Origin of the sequence: Parasphingomonas halimpatiens (genome assembly GCF_036663795.1) — a bacterium.
In the GTDB taxonomy this organism is placed as follows: domain Bacteria; phylum Pseudomonadota; class Alphaproteobacteria; order Sphingomonadales; family Sphingomonadaceae; genus Sphingomonas.
The window spans coordinates 13815-31237 of sequence record NZ_JAXOJP010000004.1 but is presented as its reverse complement, the minus strand read 5'-3'; the positions used below and the strand labels follow the sequence as shown (position 1 = coordinate 31237).

21 protein-coding genes are annotated in these 17423 nt (G+C 67.5%); 15 read left to right on the top strand and 6 right to left on the bottom strand.

Going from position 1 to position 17423, the window contains the following annotated elements; translation table 11 throughout:
- Positions 1–13: 13 nt before the first annotated feature.
- From U1839_RS05480 to U1839_RS05425, 12 genes are all read left to right on the top strand, one after another.
- Complete coding sequence (locus tag U1839_RS05480; RefSeq protein WP_332802653.1) at positions 14–1540, top strand: flagellar hook-length control protein FliK; 1527 nt, start codon at positions 14–16, stop codon at positions 1538–1540.
- Between the two features lie 19 nt (positions 1541–1559).
- A complete protein-coding gene (locus U1839_RS05475; protein ID WP_332802652.1) occupies positions 1560–2174 on the top strand; it encodes a flagellar basal body-associated FliL family protein in 615 nt (204 codons plus the stop codon).
- A 6-nt stretch (positions 2175–2180) separates the two neighbouring features.
- Entirely contained in the window at positions 2181–3131 is a 951-nt protein-coding gene (locus U1839_RS05470; RefSeq protein WP_332802651.1) for a flagellar motor switch protein FliM, read from the top strand.
- The gene (fliN, locus tag U1839_RS05465; protein WP_281125974.1) at positions 3128–3418 is read left to right on the top strand and encodes a flagellar motor switch protein FliN; all 291 of its coding nucleotides are present in this window, start codon (positions 3128–3130) and stop codon (positions 3416–3418) included. Before U1839_RS05470 ends, fliN begins: the two co-directional genes overlap by 4 nt.
- Positions 3419–3422: 4 nt before the next feature.
- Positions 3423–3683 (top strand): flagellar biosynthetic protein FliO, encoded by a 261-nt coding sequence (locus U1839_RS05460; RefSeq protein ID WP_332802650.1) that lies wholly within the window; start codon positions 3423–3425, stop codon positions 3681–3683.
- Positions 3680–4564, top strand: coding sequence for a flagellar type III secretion system pore protein FliP (gene fliP, locus U1839_RS05455; RefSeq protein ID WP_332802649.1), 885 nt, complete (start codon positions 3680–3682; stop codon positions 4562–4564). Before U1839_RS05460 ends, fliP begins: the two co-directional genes overlap by 4 nt.
- A gap of 6 nt (positions 4565–4570) precedes the next feature.
- Positions 4571–4840 carry a flagellar biosynthesis protein FliQ gene (fliQ, locus tag U1839_RS05450; protein WP_332802648.1) on the top strand — a complete coding sequence of 90 codons (270 nt, stop codon included), beginning with the start codon at positions 4571–4573 and terminating at the stop codon, positions 4838–4840.
- 382 nt (positions 4841–5222) lie between these two features.
- Entirely contained in the window at positions 5223–5996 is a 774-nt protein-coding gene (fliR, locus tag U1839_RS05445; RefSeq protein WP_332802647.1) for a flagellar biosynthetic protein FliR, read from the top strand.
- A complete protein-coding gene (locus tag U1839_RS05440) occupies positions 5996–7120 on the top strand; it encodes an EscU/YscU/HrcU family type III secretion system export apparatus switch protein (RefSeq protein WP_332802646.1) in 1125 nt (374 codons plus the stop codon). Before fliR ends, U1839_RS05440 begins: the two co-directional genes overlap by 1 nt.
- Positions 7121–7175: 55 nt before the next feature.
- Complete coding sequence (gene fliD, locus U1839_RS05435; protein ID WP_332802645.1) at positions 7176–8624, top strand: flagellar filament capping protein FliD; 1449 nt, start codon at positions 7176–7178, stop codon at positions 8622–8624.
- Entirely contained in the window at positions 8624–9028 is a 405-nt protein-coding gene (gene fliS, locus U1839_RS05430) for a flagellar export chaperone FliS (RefSeq protein ID WP_332802878.1), read from the top strand. Before fliD ends, fliS begins: the two co-directional genes overlap by 1 nt.
- 66 nt (positions 9029–9094) lie before the next feature.
- Complete coding sequence (locus tag U1839_RS05425) at positions 9095–9724, top strand: response regulator (protein ID WP_332802644.1); 630 nt, start codon at positions 9095–9097, stop codon at positions 9722–9724.
- Here the strand turns inward: U1839_RS05425 and U1839_RS05420 are convergent.
- Genes U1839_RS05420 through argH form a run of 5 tightly spaced genes read right to left on the bottom strand, consistent with a single transcriptional unit; the run spans position 9696 to position 14284 of the window.
- Positions 9696–10649 carry a zinc transporter ZntB gene (locus tag U1839_RS05420; protein ID WP_332802643.1) on the bottom strand — a complete coding sequence of 318 codons (954 nt, stop codon included), beginning with the start codon at positions 10647–10649 and terminating at the stop codon, positions 9696–9698. The genes U1839_RS05425 and U1839_RS05420 overlap by 29 nt on opposite strands.
- A complete protein-coding gene (locus U1839_RS05415; protein ID WP_332802642.1) occupies positions 10646–11413 on the bottom strand; it encodes an NAD(P)-dependent oxidoreductase in 768 nt (255 codons plus the stop codon). The genes U1839_RS05420 and U1839_RS05415 overlap by 4 nt, the downstream gene beginning before the upstream one ends.
- Positions 11410–12678 (bottom strand): diaminopimelate decarboxylase, encoded by a 1269-nt coding sequence (gene lysA / locus U1839_RS05410; protein WP_332802641.1) that lies wholly within the window; start codon positions 12676–12678, stop codon positions 11410–11412. Before lysA ends, U1839_RS05415 begins: the two co-directional genes overlap by 4 nt.
- Entirely contained in the window at positions 12678–12917 is a 240-nt protein-coding gene (locus U1839_RS05405; RefSeq protein WP_332802640.1) for a hypothetical protein, read from the bottom strand. The genes lysA and U1839_RS05405 overlap by 1 nt, the downstream gene beginning before the upstream one ends.
- Positions 12914–14284, bottom strand: coding sequence for an argininosuccinate lyase (gene argH / locus U1839_RS05400; protein ID WP_332802877.1), 1371 nt, complete (start codon positions 14282–14284; stop codon positions 12914–12916). The genes U1839_RS05405 and argH overlap by 4 nt, the downstream gene beginning before the upstream one ends.
- Before the next feature lie 46 nt (positions 14285–14330).
- Here argH and U1839_RS05395 point away from each other — a divergent pair, with 46 nt between their 5' ends.
- Positions 14331–14921 (top strand): TlpA family protein disulfide reductase, encoded by a 591-nt coding sequence (locus U1839_RS05395; protein WP_332802639.1) that lies wholly within the window; start codon positions 14331–14333, stop codon positions 14919–14921.
- Between the two features lie 8 nt (positions 14922–14929).
- Complete coding sequence (locus U1839_RS05390) at positions 14930–15736, top strand: crotonase/enoyl-CoA hydratase family protein (protein WP_332802638.1); 807 nt, start codon at positions 14930–14932, stop codon at positions 15734–15736.
- 306 nt (positions 15737–16042) lie between these two features.
- Here U1839_RS05390 and U1839_RS05385 read toward each other — a convergent pair whose 3' ends face one another.
- On the bottom strand, positions 16043–16669 hold the full coding sequence (locus U1839_RS05385; protein ID WP_332802637.1) for a DedA family protein: 627 nt from the start codon (positions 16667–16669) through the stop codon (positions 16043–16045).
- Between the two features lie 59 nt (positions 16670–16728).
- Between U1839_RS05385 and rpiA the strand changes: the two genes are divergently transcribed.
- Positions 16729–17409, top strand: a complete 681-nt coding sequence (rpiA, locus tag U1839_RS05380) for a ribose-5-phosphate isomerase RpiA (protein WP_332802636.1) — start codon at positions 16729–16731, stop codon at positions 17407–17409.
- Positions 17410–17423 lie beyond the last annotated feature (14 nt).

Below are 17423 nucleotides of genomic sequence, written 5' to 3'. Positions count from 1 at the left end.
AGTGCGGGGGCCAATGATCGAACTGTCCATCACGGCAAAATCTGCGACGATCGCCTCGCCTGCCACGCCTGTGTCTGGCAGGGCGGCGGGAGACTTCGCGCGCGCGCTGGGTACGCTGCTGGTCGCGCCGCCTGACACCAAATCGGCCCCACCCGATACCGGCGACGCGCGGCAGCGCGATGCCGTGGGCGGCAACAATTTGCCGGCATCAGGCGACGCGCCGGCGCTGGATCCGGTCACGATTTCTTCGGTACCCATCGCGAAATCGCCGATATTGCGCCGCCTGCCCAAAGCGGACGGCAACCTGGTGCATATCTTGAACATGCCCGGCATCGTGCCGTCGACCGAAGCGCCCATATCGGATGACGCCGTTCCGGCAAGCGATACCACCGAGATCAAGACGACCGACGACGACACGACGCCGCCATCGTCGGCCATCACCTTTTTCGCGCCGGCGTGGCCCATCGCGATCGAGCCGGCGCTTTTGCCGGCGTCGGCAGAGGCCGCGCGGGGCCAGAGCGGGGCCGCCTCCGGGGTGAAGGCGCTCGCACCGACGGGCACCTCGCTCGCAGCGGCCGCAACGCCGGCGACTGCGCTCAACACCCCCGCAGAACTCGATACTGCCTCGACTGCCTCGACTGCCTCGACTGCCTCGACTGCCTCGACCGCCTCGACCGCCTCGACCGCCTCGACCGCCTCGACCGCCTCGACCGCCTCGACCGCCTCGACCGCCTCGACCGCCTCGACCGCCTCGACCGCCTCGGCCGCGCCGACAAGCGGCGCGACCGCCTTGCCGAACTCCGTCCAGCTGCTTGATCGGGGGTCGGACACGCTGGTCGTCACGGCGAAGGCCGATAAATCGAGCGTCGTGATCGACCCGCGCATTGCTGCGTCGGCCGGGACGCCGCGCTTCAGCATCGCGGCCGCGATGACCCCGTCCGCCGCCGCTGCAGCTGTTACGATACTCCCGGCGCGGCAGGCATTCGCAGCGGCGCTCAATGCGCTGTCGGCGCGCTCTCTGACGCGTGACGACGATTCGCGCGACTCGCAGGATAATCTTGGCACCGTCGCCGTCCTCGCCGCGCTGACCGGCGACACGCGGATTGCAGCCGCCGTGCCGCAGGTCGCCGACGGCCAGGGGGCAGCGCTCGACCTGCGCCACGATCACGGTCTGCGCGGCATGATCGGCCATATCGAGACGCTGCGCGACGACGCCAATGCGCGTGACACGCGCATCCGCCTGGTGCCCGACGCGCTCGGCACGGTCGATGTCGCGGTCCGGCGGGACGGCGAGGCAGTACATGTCCGCTTCTCCTCCGCCAGTGAAGCGACCCGCGCGGTGCTCAACGATGCCCAGCCGCGCCTTGCCCAGCTCGCCGAGGCGAGCGGCCTGCGCATTGCCGGCAGCAGCGTCGATGGCGGCGCCGGCGGCGGGCAGTCGCGGCCGCAGACACCGACCCCTGCCCCACGTTCGAACCGCGCGCCGCACGCCGGCACGCCGGGCGAAATCAACGCCACGACCGATCAACGACTCGCATGACATCTGAAGGAGCCAGCCGATGAGTGACCTGCTCGAAGACGACGACGCCCCCAAGAAAAAGGGCAAGAAGAAGAAGAAGGGCAAGGGCAAGATGATCCTGTTCATCCTGCTCGGCCTGATCCTGGTCGGCGGCGGCACCGCCGGCGGGCTCTATGCCGCCGGGGTCGGCCCGTTCGCCCATCCCGGGGAAGCCGTGGCGGGGTTCGTCGGGCCACGCCTCGTGCCCAAGAGCGAGCAGAAGCGGGTCGGCCTCGGCAGCGGCGAAGGCGGCGGCGCAGGCGTCAAGGGCAGCACGACCGGGGTCGGCGGCGAGAAATACGCCTCCAACTATTATGCGATGGACAAGGAGTTCACCTCCAACCTGCAGGACAGCGTCCACTTCATTCAGGTCGGCATCGCCATCTCGACGCCCTATGACGATACCGTCATCGAGAACATCAAGACCAACGAGATCGCGGTGCGCTCGGCGGTGCTGCTGGCGCTCAGCGACACGACCGAGGAGCAGGTGTTTTCGACCGACGGGAAGAAGCAATTGCAGGCCCGTCTGGTCAAGGCCGTCAACGACGTGTTGAAGGAAAAAGAAGGTTTTGGCGGCGTTGGTAACGTCTACTTTACCAATTTCATCGTTCAGTGACCGGGCATGGTTAACGGCCCTTCATCTGATGCGCTCGAACGGCGCGAGCGAACCCGGCAGGCGGAACACGTCGCGCTGGGCGTCGCCAATCTCAACCCGTTCGGTGATCTGCATACCGTGCAGCATCTCTCGGCACGCCTCGCCCGCTCGCTGCGCGGCGTGTTCGAGCCGTTGCTGCGCCAGGAGGTCCGTACCTTTGCCGAGCCGCTCGCGGTGCAACGCTTCGCCGATTATCGCGCCGAGCGCGCGGATACGCTGACCGCCTGGCTCCCGCTCGCGATCACGCCCGGCAATGGCGTGGCGCTGGCGGTGTTCGACGGGCGCTTCGTGATGGAGATGCTCGACCTGTTCTTTGGCGGCACCGGCGCTGCGCCGCATGACCTGCCGAGCGAATTCTCACCCTCGGCCGAGGCCGTCGCCAACCGGCTAGGCGGCATGCTGGTCGAGCCGATGCGCGTTGCCTGGGAGCCGCTCGCGCGGCTCAAATTCGCCGCCGGGCGGGTCGAATCGAACCCGGCGATGCTCAGCGGGCTCGATGGCGACGATGCCCTGGTCGTGACCCGCATCGGCATCGCCGCAGGTAATGCCAAGCCGATCTTCCTCGACCTGGTTTATCCGGTCGCCGCGCTCAAGCCCTATGCCCCGTCGCTCACCGGCAAGGTGCTCGCCAAGTCGGCCGAGCAGGACCCGGCGTGGCGCACCGGCCTCACCCGCGCGGTGATGGGCGTGCGCTTCCCGATCCGTTCGGTGCTCGCCGAGCCGGTCATCCCGCTCGCCATGCTGATGGAGCTCAAGGCCGGCGACGTCATTCCGATCAGCGTCGACAAGGACGTGCCGGTGATGGTCGGCGGCGACCGGCTCGGCGCGGGCACGGTCGGCACATCGAACGGCAAGGCCGCGATCCGTCTCACTTCGATTACCGCTTTCGGCGCCCGAGAAACTGGGGATTTTCAATGAACGACATGACCGGCGGATTCCCCGTCGATGCCAGCCTGGCGGCGAATTTTCGTCTGTTGCAGGACGTCGACGTCAAGCTGACCGTCGAGATCGGCTCGACCAGCCTGACGCTGCGCGAACTGCTCGCGCTGGGCGAATCGAGCGTCATCGAGCTCGACCGGCTGGCCAATGAACTGCTCGACGTGCTGGTCAACGGCACGCTGATCGGCCGCGGCGAGGTGGTGATGGTCGGCGAGCGCTTCGGCGTGCGCATGACCGAGCTCGTCTCGCCCGACAAGCGGGCCTGACGCCATGATGTGGTCCTATGTCCTCAAGCTCGTCGTGCTGCTGCCGCTGGTCTGCGGGCTGATGATCGGCTGCCTGTGGCTGTGGCGCAAGCTTGAGAGCCGCATGCCCGGCCAGCCCGCCAACCGCATGCTCAAAGTCGTCGAGACGATGATGATCTCGCCCGGCCTGCGCCTCGCGGTGCTCGAGTTCGAGGGGCGCAAGCTGCTCGTCTCGGTCGGTCGTGGCGGGGTGACGCTGGTCGACAAGCAGGATCTGCCGAAATGATCTTCACCGTGACGCGCAAGGGCACCGGTCCCGCGCTGATCAAGGCGCCGACGGCGAAACGGCTGCCCTGGGGCAAAATCGCGCTGGTCGTGCTGGCGCTCGTCCTCGCGCTGATCGTCGCGCATCCCGCGCTGGCCCAGGCCGCCCCGACCGCTGCCCCAACCGCTGCGACGTCTGCCCCGGCGGTTGCACCTGCCGGCGCGGGCGACGCGGTCGATCGCGCGCTCGGCGATCTCGGTGGCGGCAAGGCCCCGCTCGCGCTGTCGTTGCAGATCCTCATCATCATGGGGCTGCTGACGATCCTGCCCGGCATCCTGCTGATGATGACCAGCTTCACGCGGATCATCATCGTGCTGTCGATCGTCCGCCAGGCACTGGGCTTGCAGAATTCGCCGCCCAACCAGGTGCTGATCGGCCTGTCGCTGTTCCTGTCCTTCTTCGTGATGGCGCCGGTGATCAACCAGATCAACACCCAGGCGATCCAGCCCTATGCCGCCGGCAAGATGCCCGCGACCGACATGATCAAGACCGCCGCTGTGCCGCTGCACAGCTTCATGGCCAAGCAGACGCGCAAGGCCGACATCACGCTGTTCGCCGGGCTCGCCAAGAGCGGCCCCTATGCCAAGGCCGACGACATTCCCTTCTCGGTGCTGCTGCCGGCGTTCGTCACCAGCGAGCTCAAGACCGCCTTCCAGATCGGATTTCTGGTGTTCCTGCCGTTCATCGTAATCGATCTCGTCGTGGCGACGGTGCTGATGTCGCTCGGCATGATGATGATGTCGCCGACGATCATATCCTTGCCGTTCAAATTGCTGCTGTTCGTGCTGGTCGATGGCTGGGCGCTGACCATGGGCAGCCTCGCCAACAGTTTCGTGAGTTAGCGCGGCATGGACGCGGATTATTTCCTGACCATCGCCAACCAGACGATGTGGGTGCTGGCGCTCGCCGCCGCGCCGATACTGATCCCGGCACTGCTGTCGGGGCTGATCATCGGCATGATCCAGGCGGCGACCTCGATCAACGAGCAGACGCTGTCGTTCATTCCCAAGCTGATCGTCGTGGCGATCTCGATCATGGTGTTCGGCGGCATGATCCTCGGCCTGCTCAGCGACTTCACGCTGAGCATCTTCGAGCGCATTCCCGACCTGGTTCGATGAACGGTCAGGTGAAGAAGGGCGTTCGCGCGGAGGCGCGGAGGCGCGGAGGTGTCACGCTCGTGGATGCCGTCTCGCGCCCCTCGCAAAACCCCGTCATGCTGAACTCGTTTCAGCATCCATGCGCGTTCAGAATGTACAAGAGCGTCACGCGTGGCGCGAATGAGCGCGCAAATGTTCGTGCGAGATCGTGCTCCCCGAATATGAACGTGGTTGGCCGGGGGCCGGCCAAAGTTCCAGCACTGAAACAAGCTCAGGGTGACGAGCGATTTTTTGTGATGAAGGCGTACGTTAGCAACGGCCGCACCACCTCCGCGCCTCCGCGCCTCCGCGCGAACCAGGTCTTTCTCTTCGCTACCTCAAGCTCAGACCCGGGCAGAAGCTGATGCTCGGCTTCGGCCTGTCGATCGAGCCGAAGCTCTGGGCGCTGGTCTTCGTCATGGTGCGGATCAGCGCGGCGTTCATCGCCGCGCCGGTGTTCAGCCAGGTGTCGGTGCCGGTGACGGTGCGCGTCGCACTGTCGGGCGCGATCGGCGTGCTCGTGCTGACAGTCCACCCGATCGTCCCGCCGGCGCAGATTTTCTCGCTCGAAACCTTCCTGTCGGTCGCCGCCGAGGCGCTGGTCGGCTTTGCGATCGGCTTCGTGCTGCAGATCGCCTTTGCCGCGCCGCTGTTGGCGAGCGAGGTGATCGGCACCTCGATGGGTATCGGCTTCGCCTCGGCGATCGACCCGCAGAACGGGCATAGCTCGACCGCGCTGGGCCAGTTCTTCTCGATGCTGCTGACCCTGCTGTTCCTCAGTGTCAACGGCCATCTGATGCTCGTCGAGATGATCGTCAAAAGCTATGACGCGCTGCCGCCGGGCCAGGCCTGGCTCGGCGCGACCAAGCTCGAGAACATCGCGTTGTTCGGCGGTTATACCTTCCTTGCCGGGCTGTTGCTGGCGTTGCCGGTCGGCTTCCTGCTGCTGTGCCTCAACATCGTCGTCGGCATGATCTCGCGCGCCGCGCCCGCGCTCAACCTGTTCGCGGTCGGCCTGCCGGTCAGCCTCGCGGTCGGCGTGGTCGCGCTCGCCGTCTCGTTCCCGGCGATGGGCGATTACATGCTCGTCATCATCAATGAGGGGCTCCAGGCCACCCAGCGGCTGGTGCTCGGCTGATGGCAGACGAATTCGGCGAACGGACAGAAGCCCCAACACCCAAGCGGCGCAAGGACGCCGCCGAAAAGGGCGATATCCTTCGCAGCCGCGAGTTCGCGACGGCATTGGTGGTGATGGCCGGGTGCGGCTGGATGGCGCTATTTGGGCCATCGCTGATGGCGGCGTGCAAGGCGGTGATGGCGGCGGGCTTCCAGTTCGATCGCCGCGACATCGAAAATTTCGCGCCCTTCCGTCCGCTCGCCGAAGCCGGGTGGAAGCTCGTCACGCCGATCGCCTCCTTGTTCGTGGTGGCGATCGTCGCCGCGATTCTCAGCCAGGCCGGGCTCGGCGCACTCCAGTTCAACGGGTCGCTGCTCGCGCCCAAGGCCTCGCGCATCAATCCCGGATCGGGCCTGAAGCGCATCTTCGGGCCGCAGGGCTGGATCGAGCTCGGCAAGTCGCTGCTCAAGGTCATGCTGCTCGGCTGCATCGGCAGTTACATGCTATGGACCACCTCGCGCAGCACGCTCGGGCTGATGTCGTCGGACATCAACAGCGTCGTCGGCGCGCTCGGCGGTACGTTGATCGGGATCGTCTTTGCGATGGCGTTCGGCCTGATGCTGATCGCTGGCATCGACGTGCCGGTGCAGATCCTCCGCCTGCTCGCCAAGCTGCGCATGTCGAAGCAGGAGATCAAGGACGAGCACAAGGAAAGCGAGGGCTCGCCCGAGGCCAAGGGCGCGATGCGCGCGCGCCAGCACGCCATGGCCAAGCGCAACATGCGCAAGGCGGTGGCCGAGGCGCATGTCATCCTCACCAACCCGACGCATTTCGCCGTCGCGCTGCGCTACGATCGCGACAACGACCAGGTGCCGGTGGTCGTCGCCAAGGGCCGCGGCGTCGTCGCCGAGGCGATCCGCGAACTGGCGGGGGAGAGCCGCGTGCCAATCCTCGAATATCCCGCCATCGCCCGCGCGCTCTACTATACCAGCCGCGAAGGGCAGGAGATTCGCGACGACCTTTACGTCGCGATCGCGACGATCCTTGCCTTCGTCTTCGGCCTCAATGCCGAGGCCGGTGGCACGGCGCCCGAGGTGCCGGTGCCGGCAAGCGCGCGCTTCGACGAAAACGGCGTGAAGGGGTAAAGATCATGCGCCTGCGGCCGTTCTATAGCATGACACCATCGCCGGGACTCAGGGCATGACGACGACGAGCTCGACCACGGCAACCTCCGCCTCGCAGATCGCGCTCGCGCTCGGTGCCGGTTCGGGCATCGACACGGCGGCGATCGTGACGTCGCTGGTCAACGCCCAGTTCGCCGGCAAGACCGCCGCGCTGACCAGCAAGACCAGCGAAGTTACCGCGCAGATTTCCGAAGTTGCCAAGCTGCAGAGCGGGATCACCGGCTTCGCCTCGGCGCTGACCTCGCTGATCAAGGGCGGCACGCTGCTCAACCAGCCGACCAGCTCCAACAGCGCGGTCGCCGGCGTGACGACGGCGCTCAGCGGCAAGGTCGGCGCGCTCAACGCGACGCTGACCGTGTCGCATCTCGCTGCGGCGCAGACCGCGACCACCGCCACCCCCGTTGCCAGCCGCACCACCGCAATCGGCACGGGCACTCTCTCGCTCACCTTCGGCACCGCGACGGTGGCGAACGGCGCGATGACCGACTTTACCGCCGGCAGCGCCACGCCGGTATCGATCACGATCGATTCGACGCATCAGTCGCTCGACGGCATCGCCAGCGCGATCAACGCCGCCAAGGCCGGCGTGACCGCATCGGTCGTCACCGATGTCGACGGCACGGCGCGGCTGACGCTCAAGGGCGCGACCGGGAGCGCCCAGGCCTTCACCTTGACGGGCAGCACGCCGGAACTCGCCGCGCTCAACATCGGCGTCGGCGAGAGCGCGACGACGATCGGCACGGCTGCGACCAACGCCGCGCTGAGCCTCGACGGCGTGGCGGTCGAGCGCGCCAGCAACAGCTTTTCCGATCTCGTCGATGGGGTGAAGTTCACCCTTACCGGCACGGGCACCACGACGCTCGGATCGAGCCGCCCGACCGGCGCGTTGACCCAGGCGGTCAGTGATTATGTCGATACCTATAACCAGCTGCACGCGATCGTCGCCGAGGCGACCGACCCGGTCAAGGGCACGCTCAAGCAGGACAGCGCCACCGCCGTCCTGGCGCATTCGCTGACCACGCTATCGCTGACCAATCTCGTGACCGGCGGGGACACCGGCGCGCCGACAACGCTAGCCGAGATCGGCGTAGCGACCAATCGCGACGGCACGCTTAGCGTCCGTGCTGACGTGCTGCAAAAGGCACTTGCGACCTGGCCCGACGCGGTCGAGGCGATGTTTGCCGACGGTACCGGGGCGAGCGGCAAGGGCATCGGCGCCGCGCTGAGCGCGATTTCGACCAGCGCGACTAGCGCCAAGACCGGCCTCGCCGCCAGCACCAGCCGCTATACCAAGGTGCAGTCGGATATTGCCGACCAGCAGGACAAGCTCAGCACGCTGGAAGACGCCGCCAAGACACGGTTGACGCAGCAATATTCGGCGATGGATTCGCAGGTCGCGGCGTACAAGTCGACGCAGAGCTTCCTGACGGCGCAGATTGCCGCCTGGAACAAGCCGACCAATTGATCATGGCCGCTTATGCCACCGCGCTCGGGCGCAACGCCGAAGAAACCTACCGTCAGATCGACGCCAGCGGCCGCACCGCCGAGGCCGACGGCCCGGCGCTGGTGCAGCTGCTTTATGAGGAAGCGATCCGCGCGCTGCGCACCGCCGCCTGGGCGACCGAGAATCGCAATTATGCGCTCAAGAGCGACAAGCTGACTCGCGCCACGGCGATTCTCTTTGCGCTCGAGGCGGGACTCGACTTCGAGGCCGGCGGCGACGTCGCCGTCACGCTCGCGCGGCTTTACGCCGGCGCGCGTAACACCATCGTCGCGGCGAGCATCGGCGACGACCCGGCCCCCTTCCGCGACGTCGCGGCGACGCTGGCGGAGATCGCCGAAGCGTGGCGGACGGTCCGCGCCGCCTGAACGCGCGCGGCATGGTTGCCGTCGCGTTAACCTTTCGGTGACGGTGATCGGACTAGATTAGCCGACGTGAACGACACGGGATCTGACGTGATGGAGCTTTTCGGCGAGCAAAGCCTGGTCATGCCGCGACAGGGGCCGGTGCGCACCATCCTCGTCGTAGACGACAGCCGCACCAATCTTGCGGTGCTCGGCAAGCGGCTCGGCCATCTCGGCTACCTCGCCGTGTTGTGCGACAATGGCGCCGAGGCGCTCGATCTGATCGCGGCGCGCGGCTTCGATCTCGTGCTGCTCGACATGGTCATGCCGATGATGTCGGGCATGCACGTGCTGCGCGAGATTCGCGGCAGCCGCGAAACTTCCGATTTGCCCGTGATCATGCTGACCGGGCGCAGCGACCCCGCCGCGGCGGTCGAGGCGCTCGCCGCCGGCGCGGACGATCATGTCGCCAAGCCGTTCGCCTTCGAGGTGCTCCATGCGCGGATCGAACGCGTGCTGGCGCGCGCGCGCCGCATTGCCGATCTCCAGCGTTCCAACGCCACGCTCGACGCGCGCATCGCCACCCGCGCGATGGAACTCGGCGAGGCGAGGACCGAACTCGCAGCGACGCGGGCCGATCGCCAGCGTCTCGTCGCCTCGATCCAGGCGCTCAACGATCAGATCGAGCGGCTCAGCCCCGAAACCAGCGGCGCTGCATGAAATAGACGATGATGCCGACGGTGGTGAGCAGGCAGATGCCGGCGATCGCGTCGAACGCCCATGGCTCCTCGGCATAAGGGAGCCCCTTGACGTTCATGCCGTAGAGACCGGTAAGAAAGGTCAGCGGCAGGAAGATCATCGCCACGATCGAGATCAGCAGCGCGCGTGAATCGATCTGCTCGGCGCGCAGATCGGTCAGCGCTTCATGCGCCAGCGCCGAGCGTTCGCGGATGCTCTCCAACTCCTCGGCCATGCGCGCGGCGCGGTCGGCCGCCGAATTGAGATGCAACCGGTCGTCGTCCTGCAACCAGTCGCACGGCAGCGCGGCCAGCTTTTCGAGCGCCGCGCGCTGCGGGGTGAGAAAGCGGCGATAGCCGATCGCCGCGACGCGTACTGCCGTCACGTTGCGGCGCAGTTCGAACACCTTGTCGGCGTTGAGCTCGGCCTCGCAATCGTCGAGCCGGTCGCCGAGATCGGCCACTTCGGGGTCGAGATCGGCGGTGATCGCGCTGGCGAACTCGGCGATCAGGTCACCCGGATCGAGAATATTCCCCTGCTCGATCGCCTTGGCGACGACGTCGATCGCGACGAGCGGCTTGCGCGTCACCGAGATCACCCGCCCGGCCTGCGCCCAGATTCGCACCGAGGCGAGCGGGTCGGACGAGGTCATCGCCTCGCTCGATCGCCCGCGCAGGTTGAGATAGGCGCCGTCGCCCAGCGCGTCGCAGCGCGGCCGCGTCTCGGTCGCGGTCAGCGGCTCGACGATATGGTCGGGCAGCTTGGCCTCTTCGGTCAGCCACGCCTGGGCCTGTTCGTTGTTGGTGGTGAGATGGACCCAGACGAGCGCCGCGCCGCAGCCCAGCGCGCCCTCGATCGCGACGCGTTCGGCGTGGCCCTTGTCCACGCGATAGGCAAATCCGCTCATGCCATCTCCATATAGAGCGTCAGTCCCGGTGAAAGGGTAACGGGCGGCGCGTCGCAGACAACCCGCATCGCATCGGCACGCGCGCGATCGAGCAGCGATGCCGGTACCGTAGCACCGTGCAGGATGCGGTCGGCCTGCGACAGCAAGCGCGCCTCACGCAACGTCAGGTCGTCCGGATCGGCCGAACGTGGCCGGATCGTTACCAGCATGTCGCCCGGGGCGTTGTCGGCGCCGGCGAGCCAGGCCGCCACGTCATGGCGCGCGGCAAGCGGATCGAGCGTGCCGCCCGGCGCCAGCGCTGCACCGATCGCGCGCCGCCGGTCGACACCGTCGGGGAAGCGCGTCCGGATCGCCGCGCGCGCGGCGTGCAGCGCGCGGGCCAGCGCGCCAAGCGTATCGGGCAGCAATCCCTCCAGCCGCTGGCGCAGCGCCGCGGCTAACCCGGCCGACGCGCCGCCGGTGCCGATCGCGACCAGCACGGGGTCGCGATCGATGATCGCCGGCACGGTAAAATCGCACAGTGCCGGGCGATCGACCGCATTGACCAGCACGCCGCGGGCCTTGAGCCGTGCCACCGCCGCCAGCGCCTCCGCTTCGTCGTCGAGCGCGACGATCGCCAGCGCCGCCGCCGCATCCTCGCCGACGATCACCGCGCCGGCGCGCTCGAGCAGGCGGCGCTTGGCCTCGGCGGCTTCGCCCTCGCCGAGCAGGATCACCGGCCGGCCCGCCACCGTCATGAACAGCGGCAGGCTGTGCCAGGTCACGCAGCCAGCCAGTCGGGCAGCCGCTCCGCCGCGAGGATCGTCGCCGGGTCGATACGGTCGGCGACCACCGCATAGCGGTCGCCATCGACCAGCACCTCGGGCACCAGCGCCCGGCTGTTATAGGTCGAGGCCATCGTCGCGCCATAGGCGCCGGCGGTGCGGAAGATCGCAAGATCGCCCGATTTCACCGCGTCGATGTCGCGCCCCATCGCGAAGGTGTCGCCGCTCTCGCACACCGGGCCCGCGATATTGGCGATCATGCGCTCGCCCGAGGGCCGCACGGCGACGAAATCATGCCACGCATCATACAGCGCCGGCCGCGCCAGATCGTTCATCGCCGCATCGACGATGACATAGGGGTTCACCGCACCCGGCTTGACCCAGATCACCCGCGTCAGCAGCACCCCGGCATTGCCGGCGATGAAGCGGCCGGGTTCGAACATCAGCTGGACGTTCCAGCCCCTGGTCACCCGCGCGACCATCGCGCCATAGGCCTGGGTACTCGGCGGCACATCGCCGGCCTTATAGGGTACGCCGAGCCCGCCGCCGAGATCGACGCGCTCGATCGTGTGGCCCGCCGCGCGCAACTCGGCGACGAGCTGACCGATCCGCGTATAGGCCGCTTCGAGCGGGGCGAGGTCGAGCAACTGGCTGCCGATATGGATCGCCACGCCGCGCATGTTTAGCCCGGGCAGCGCGGCGAGCCGGCCATACATCGCCACCGACTGGTCGATCGCGACGCCGAACTTGTTCTCTTTCTTGCCGGTCGAGATCTTGGCATGCGTGCCGGCATCGACGTCCGGATTCACCCGCAACGTCGCATCGGCGCGCTTGCCGCCGGCCGCGGCGATCGCCGCGAGCACTTCGCCCTCTTCCTCGAGCTCGAGATTGAACTGGCCGATCCCGACATCGAGCGCGCCGGCAAGTTCGTCGCGCGTCTTGCCGACGCCCGAAAAGACGATGTCGCGCGCCGGCATGCCCGCCGCCAACGCGCGCTGCATCTCGCCACCCGAGACGACGTCGGCGCCGTAACCGCGCTTCGCCAGCACCGCGAGCACCGCGCGGTTGGGATTGGCCTTGATCGCATAGGCGAAATGCGCGTCGTCGATCCCGGCATCGACCAGCCCGGCGCGAAACGCATCGGCCTGATGCTCGAACATCGCGCGCGAATAGACATAGACCGGGGTGCCGACATCGGCGGCAATCCGTTCCAGCGGGACGCTCTCGGCGTGGAACGCCCCGTCAATCAGCGTGAAATGATCCATCAGCGGCTGGGGGGCAGGTCGAATTCGTCGCTGCGGCGCTGCTCGGAGTTGGTCAACAACTCGTCGCTGCGCGCCGGTCGCGCCTGGTTCGACGGCATCAGCAACTGCGTCGCGCTCGGCGTCGCGCGCGCGCCATAGGGTGCGACGGGCAGCGATTCGCCCTTGGCCGGTTTGAGGCCCGACATCGATCCGCATGCCGCCAGCAGCAGCGCCAGGGCCAGTCCGATCACCGCTTTCATCGCCCGTCTCCTTCGCGCGCGGCACGGATCGCCGCACGCACATTGGCCGGCGCCGTGCCGCCAAAGCTGGTCCTGCTGGCGACCGACGCATCGACCGTCAACACACCATAGACGCGTTGGTCGATTCGCGCATCGATAGCAATCAGGTCGTCGAGCGGCACCTTGTCGAGCGAAACGCCCAGTTCCTCGGCGCGCTTCACTGCGCGGCCGGTGATGTGATGCGCCTCGCGGAACGGGATGCCGCCCTCGCGCACCAGCCAGTCAGCCAGGTCGGTCGCGGTGGCGAAGCCGGCCTCCGCCGCGCCGCGCATCCGCTCGGTGCGGAAGGTCGCGCTCGCCACCATCCCGGTCATCGCCGCGATCGACAGGCCGAGCAGGTCGTGCGCCTCGAACACCGGCGGCTTGTCGTCCTGCATGTCCTTGGAATAGGCCAGCGGCAGCCCCTTCATCGTGATCATCAGCGCGGTGAGGCAGCCGATGATCCGCCCCGAATGGCCGCGTACCAGTTCGGCCGCGTCGGGGTTGCGTTTCTGCGGCATGATCGACGAGCCGGTCGACCATTGGTCCGACAGCGAGACGAAACCGAAGGGCTGCGACGCCCACAGGATGAACTCCTCGGCCAGCCGGCTGAGATGCAGCGCGCACTGCGCGGCGGCGGTGAGATATTCGATCGCGAAGTCGCGGTCCGACACGCCGTCGAGCGAGTTGCGCGTCGGCCCGTCGAAACCCAGCGCCGCGGCCGTCGCATCGCGATCGATCGGAAAGCCCGTCCCGGCCAGCGCGGCCGAGCCAAGCGGACAGCGATTTAGCCGCACGCGCGCATCGGCGAAGCGCCCGCGGTCGCGCGCGATCATCTCGTGATAGGCCATCAGATGATGGCCGAGCGTCACCGGCTGCGCGCTCTGCAGATGCGTGAAGCCCGGCATCACGCTGTCGGCATGCTCTTCGGCACGCGTCAGCAGCGCGTCCTGGAAGGCGACGAGCGCCGCCGCGACCTGGTCGATCGCGTCGCGCACCCACAGCTTGAAATCGGTCGCGACCTGGTCGTTGCGCGAGCGTGCGGTGTGCAGCCGCCCGGCGACCGGGCCGATCTTCTCGGCCAGCCGCGCCTCGGTCTGCATATGAATGTCTTCGAGGGTCAGATCCTCGGTCACGCCATGCGCCGCATAGTCCGCCGCGACCTGCGCCAGCCCGGCGCCGATCGTCGCCGAATCCTCGGGCGAGACGATGCCCTGCGCGCCGAGCATCGCGACATGCGCCTGCGAGCCCGCCACGTCCTGTTGCCACAAGCGCTTGTCGAACGGGATCGAGGCATTTATCTCGCGCATCACCGCTGCCGGACCCTCGGCGAAGCGTCCGCCCCACATCGCATTGGATGCGTGCCCCATGGCTTCCTTCTCGTCCTTACGCTCGGTGATCGTGCCGCTCCTGTTGCTGGGCGCTGTCGCGGGGTGCGATAAGCAGAACGCGGGCGCCCCGCAAGCGATGCCGAGCAAGCTGCCGGTCGAGAATAGCGGCACCCCGGCCGATGCGCCGCCGGCCAAGGGCGACAAGGTCGCGGTCGATGTGATCGGCACGCTCGATCGCAGCCACAAGGGCGAGTTGGCGCCGGCAGTCGGCTTCACCGATTCCGCCGGCAAACCGAGTTCGATCAAGGCGTTCGCTGGCAAGCCCGTGCTGCTCAACCTGTGGGCGACCTGGTGCGCGCCGTGCGTCGCCGAAATGCCGACGCTCGACAAGGCGGCGGCGACCATGACGATCGTCGCGGTAAGCCAGGATATCGGTGCCGATGGCTCGGCCAAGGCGGCGACGTTCCTGCGCGATCACGGTGTCACGCATCTGCAATCCTATGCCGACCCCGAGACCAAACTGAGCGTCGCGTACAATGCCAGCCTGCCGACCAGCATCCTCTATGATTCGACCGGTCACGAAGTGTGGCGCATGACTGGCGGGATGGACTGGACGAGCGAAACCGCGAAGCAGCTGCTGGCCGAGGCGAAATGAGCATGACCATGAACGACAGCGCGCCGATCCTCGCCAGCCGCGATGGCGCGATCCTCACCGTCACGCTCAACCTGCCCGAGAAGCGCAATCCGGTCTCCGACAACGGCCTGATCGACGCGCTGATCGCGACGATGCTCGAGGCCGATGCCGATATCGGCGTGCGCTGCGTCATCCTGACCGGCGCGGGCAGTGCCTTTTCGGCCGGGGGCGATCTCAAGGCGATGAAGGCCGGCAGCGGTCTGCGCGCCAGCCTGCCGGCACAAACGCGGCGCAATTACCGCGAAGGCATCCAGCGCCTGCCGCTGATGTTCCATGCGCTGGAAGTGCCGGTGATCGCGGCGATCAACGGCCCGGCGATCGGCGCGGGGCTCGACCTCGCCTGTATGTGCGACATTCGCGTCGCCGCCGAGACGGCAGTGTTCGCCGAGAGTTTCGTCAAGCTCGGCATCGTCCCCGGCGATGGCGGCGCATGGTTGCTGCCACGCGTGATCGGCTTCAGCCGCGCGGTCGAGCTGACGCTGACCGGCGAGACGATCGACGCCGCGACCGCGCTTCAGATCGGCCTCGTCAGCCACGTCGTGCCGGCGGCCGATCTGCTCTCCACCGCGCGCGGCATCGCCGACAAGATCGCCGCCAACCCGCCGCATGCCGTGCGCATGACGCGCCGCCTGCTGCGCGAGGCGCAGACCGCGACGCTCGCCGCCACGCTCGAACTGTCGGCCGCGATGCAGAGCCTCGCCCATGCGACGCGCGACAATGAAGAAGCGATCGACGCCTTCATCGAACGTCGCGCGCCGAACTTCTCGGGCGAATAAGCGGGAGTACGCGGCGCGATTCAACTTTGCTCGCGCCGGGTGCAACGGGGCCGGTCGTCCACCGCGCCACCGTCGGCGCCCGCGAAGATCGCCGAGGCTTCTGTTATGCCGCTTGTCAGCTCTGATATCGCGTCGGCTCTTCTCTGTTCCGAGGCCGTCGCGCCGCTGTTCCGTTGGGAACCGATATCTCAGCAAATAACTGATTTAACAAAGAACATTACGCGGCGAAGACCGATTCGGCCGCGAAAATTCATTTTCTCCCCTGTTATTTGCGCGGAACAGAGAGAAATGGCGCGGCGAGGCGCGTCAGCGCTTCAGGCGGTGCAGCTTGTGCCACACGAAGAAGGCCACGCCCGCGAGCAGCACGACCGCCACCGCCACATCGGCCGAATGGAACGCCGCCTTGATCCGCGGGTCGCTGTTCCACTTGTCGCCCAGCTTCATCCCGACCCAGGCCAGCCCGAAGCACCACGGCCACGATCCGATGAAGGTATAGAGGTGGAACGGCACCAGCTTCATCCGCGCCACGCCGGCGGGGAAGGCGATGAACGAGCGGATCACCGGCAGCAAGCGGCCGATCAGCACCGCGATGCCACCGAAGCGCGCGAAGAAGCGGTCGGCCATGTCGAGTTCGCCCGGCCCGACCAGCACGTACCGTCCCCAGCGCTCCGCCAGCGGGCGGCCACCGCGCTTGCCGATCTCATAGGCGACGATCGAGCCGAGATTGCAGCCGATCGCCCCCGCGGTCGCAGCGAGATACAGGTCGAAGCGGCCGGTCGAGACGAGATAGCCGGCAAACGGCATGATGATCTCCGACGGCAGCGGGATACACGCGCTCTCGATCGCCATCAGCAGGGCGATGCCAAGATAGCCGCCACCGGAAATGACCGCGATGGTGAAGCTGGCGAGCAGGGTGAGCAGTTTCTCGATCATGCCGCGCCCTTGCCCCGAAGCCGCCGCCTCTCGCCAGCGAAATATGCTAGGTGCACAGAATGACCACAGACGACGACAAGCGCCTCGCGGCCGAGACCGCGGTCGAGGAGGTACGACCCGGCATGCTGGTCGGGCTCGGCACCGGCTCGACCGCCGCGCATGCCATCGCCCGGCTCGGCGAAAAGGTGCGCGCCGGGCTCGATGTCCGCGCGGTCGTCACCTCGCTGGCGAGCGAGGCGCTGGCGCGCGCCGCCGGCATCCCGCTGCTCGACTTTGCCGATTTGGCGACGCTCGACCTGGCGATCGACGGCGCCGACGAGATCGATCCCGATCTGCGCGCGATCAAGGGCGCGGGCGGGGCGATGCTGCGCGAGAAGATCGTCGCCACCGCCGCGCGGCGCATGATCGTCATCGCGGACGGGTCGAAGCAAGTCGCCCGGCTCGGCGCGGCGAAGGTGCCGGTCGAGGTGCTGCCCTTCGCGCGGAGCTTCGTTGCGGCGCGGCTGACCGCGCTCGGCGCGCAGGTCGTGCCGCGCGACGGCGGCGCCTATCGCACCGATCAGGGCAATATGGTGCTCGACTGCCATTTCGCCGCGCTCGACCCCGTCGCCGAGGCAGGGCGGATCGCCGCGATTCCCGGCATACTCGGCCATGGCCTGTTCCTCGACGAAGTCGATATTGCCTATATTGCCGCGCGCGGCGTCGTTACGCGGCTGGAACGCAAGGCCATGTGCGACTAAAGCGCCCGAGTCAC

What these genes read in the sequence shown, in the direction of transcription:
- U1839_RS05480 (WP_332802653.1), top strand. Translation starts at nt 14, where the DNA reads ATGATCGAACTGTCCATCACGGCAAAATCTGCGACGATCGCCTCGCCT.
- U1839_RS05475 (WP_332802652.1), top strand. Translation starts at nt 1,560, where the DNA reads ATGAGTGACCTGCTCGAAGACGACGACGCCCCCAAGAAAAAGGGCAAG.
- U1839_RS05470 (WP_332802651.1), top strand. Translation starts at nt 2,181, where the DNA reads ATGGTTAACGGCCCTTCATCTGATGCGCTCGAACGGCGCGAGCGAACC.
- fliN (WP_281125974.1), top strand. Translation starts at nt 3,128, where the DNA reads ATGAACGACATGACCGGCGGATTCCCCGTCGATGCCAGCCTGGCGGCG.
- U1839_RS05460 (WP_332802650.1), top strand. Translation starts at nt 3,423, where the DNA reads ATGATGTGGTCCTATGTCCTCAAGCTCGTCGTGCTGCTGCCGCTGGTC.
- fliP (WP_332802649.1), top strand. Translation starts at nt 3,680, where the DNA reads ATGATCTTCACCGTGACGCGCAAGGGCACCGGTCCCGCGCTGATCAAG.
- fliQ (WP_332802648.1), top strand. Translation starts at nt 4,571, where the DNA reads ATGGACGCGGATTATTTCCTGACCATCGCCAACCAGACGATGTGGGTG.
- fliR (WP_332802647.1), top strand. Translation starts at nt 5,223, where the DNA reads ATGCTCGGCTTCGGCCTGTCGATCGAGCCGAAGCTCTGGGCGCTGGTC.
- U1839_RS05440 (WP_332802646.1), top strand. Translation starts at nt 5,996, where the DNA reads ATGGCAGACGAATTCGGCGAACGGACAGAAGCCCCAACACCCAAGCGG.
- fliD (WP_332802645.1), top strand. Translation starts at nt 7,176, where the DNA reads ATGACGACGACGAGCTCGACCACGGCAACCTCCGCCTCGCAGATCGCG.
- U1839_RS05420 (WP_332802643.1), bottom strand. Translation starts at nt 10,649, where the DNA reads ATGAGCGGATTTGCCTATCGCGTGGACAAGGGCCACGCCGAACGCGTC.
- lysA (WP_332802641.1), bottom strand. Translation starts at nt 12,678, where the DNA reads ATGGATCATTTCACGCTGATTGACGGGGCGTTCCACGCCGAGAGCGTC.
- U1839_RS05405 (WP_332802640.1), bottom strand. Translation starts at nt 12,917, where the DNA reads ATGAAAGCGGTGATCGGACTGGCCCTGGCGCTGCTGCTGGCGGCATGC.
- argH (WP_332802877.1), bottom strand. Translation starts at nt 14,284, where the DNA reads ATGTGGGGCGGACGCTTCGCCGAGGGTCCGGCAGCGGTGATGCGCGAG.
- U1839_RS05390 (WP_332802638.1), top strand. Translation starts at nt 14,930, where the DNA reads ATGAACGACAGCGCGCCGATCCTCGCCAGCCGCGATGGCGCGATCCTC.
- U1839_RS05385 (WP_332802637.1), bottom strand. Translation starts at nt 16,669, where the DNA reads ATGATCGAGAAACTGCTCACCCTGCTCGCCAGCTTCACCATCGCGGTC.
- rpiA (WP_332802636.1), top strand. Translation starts at nt 16,729, where the DNA reads ATGACCACAGACGACGACAAGCGCCTCGCGGCCGAGACCGCGGTCGAG.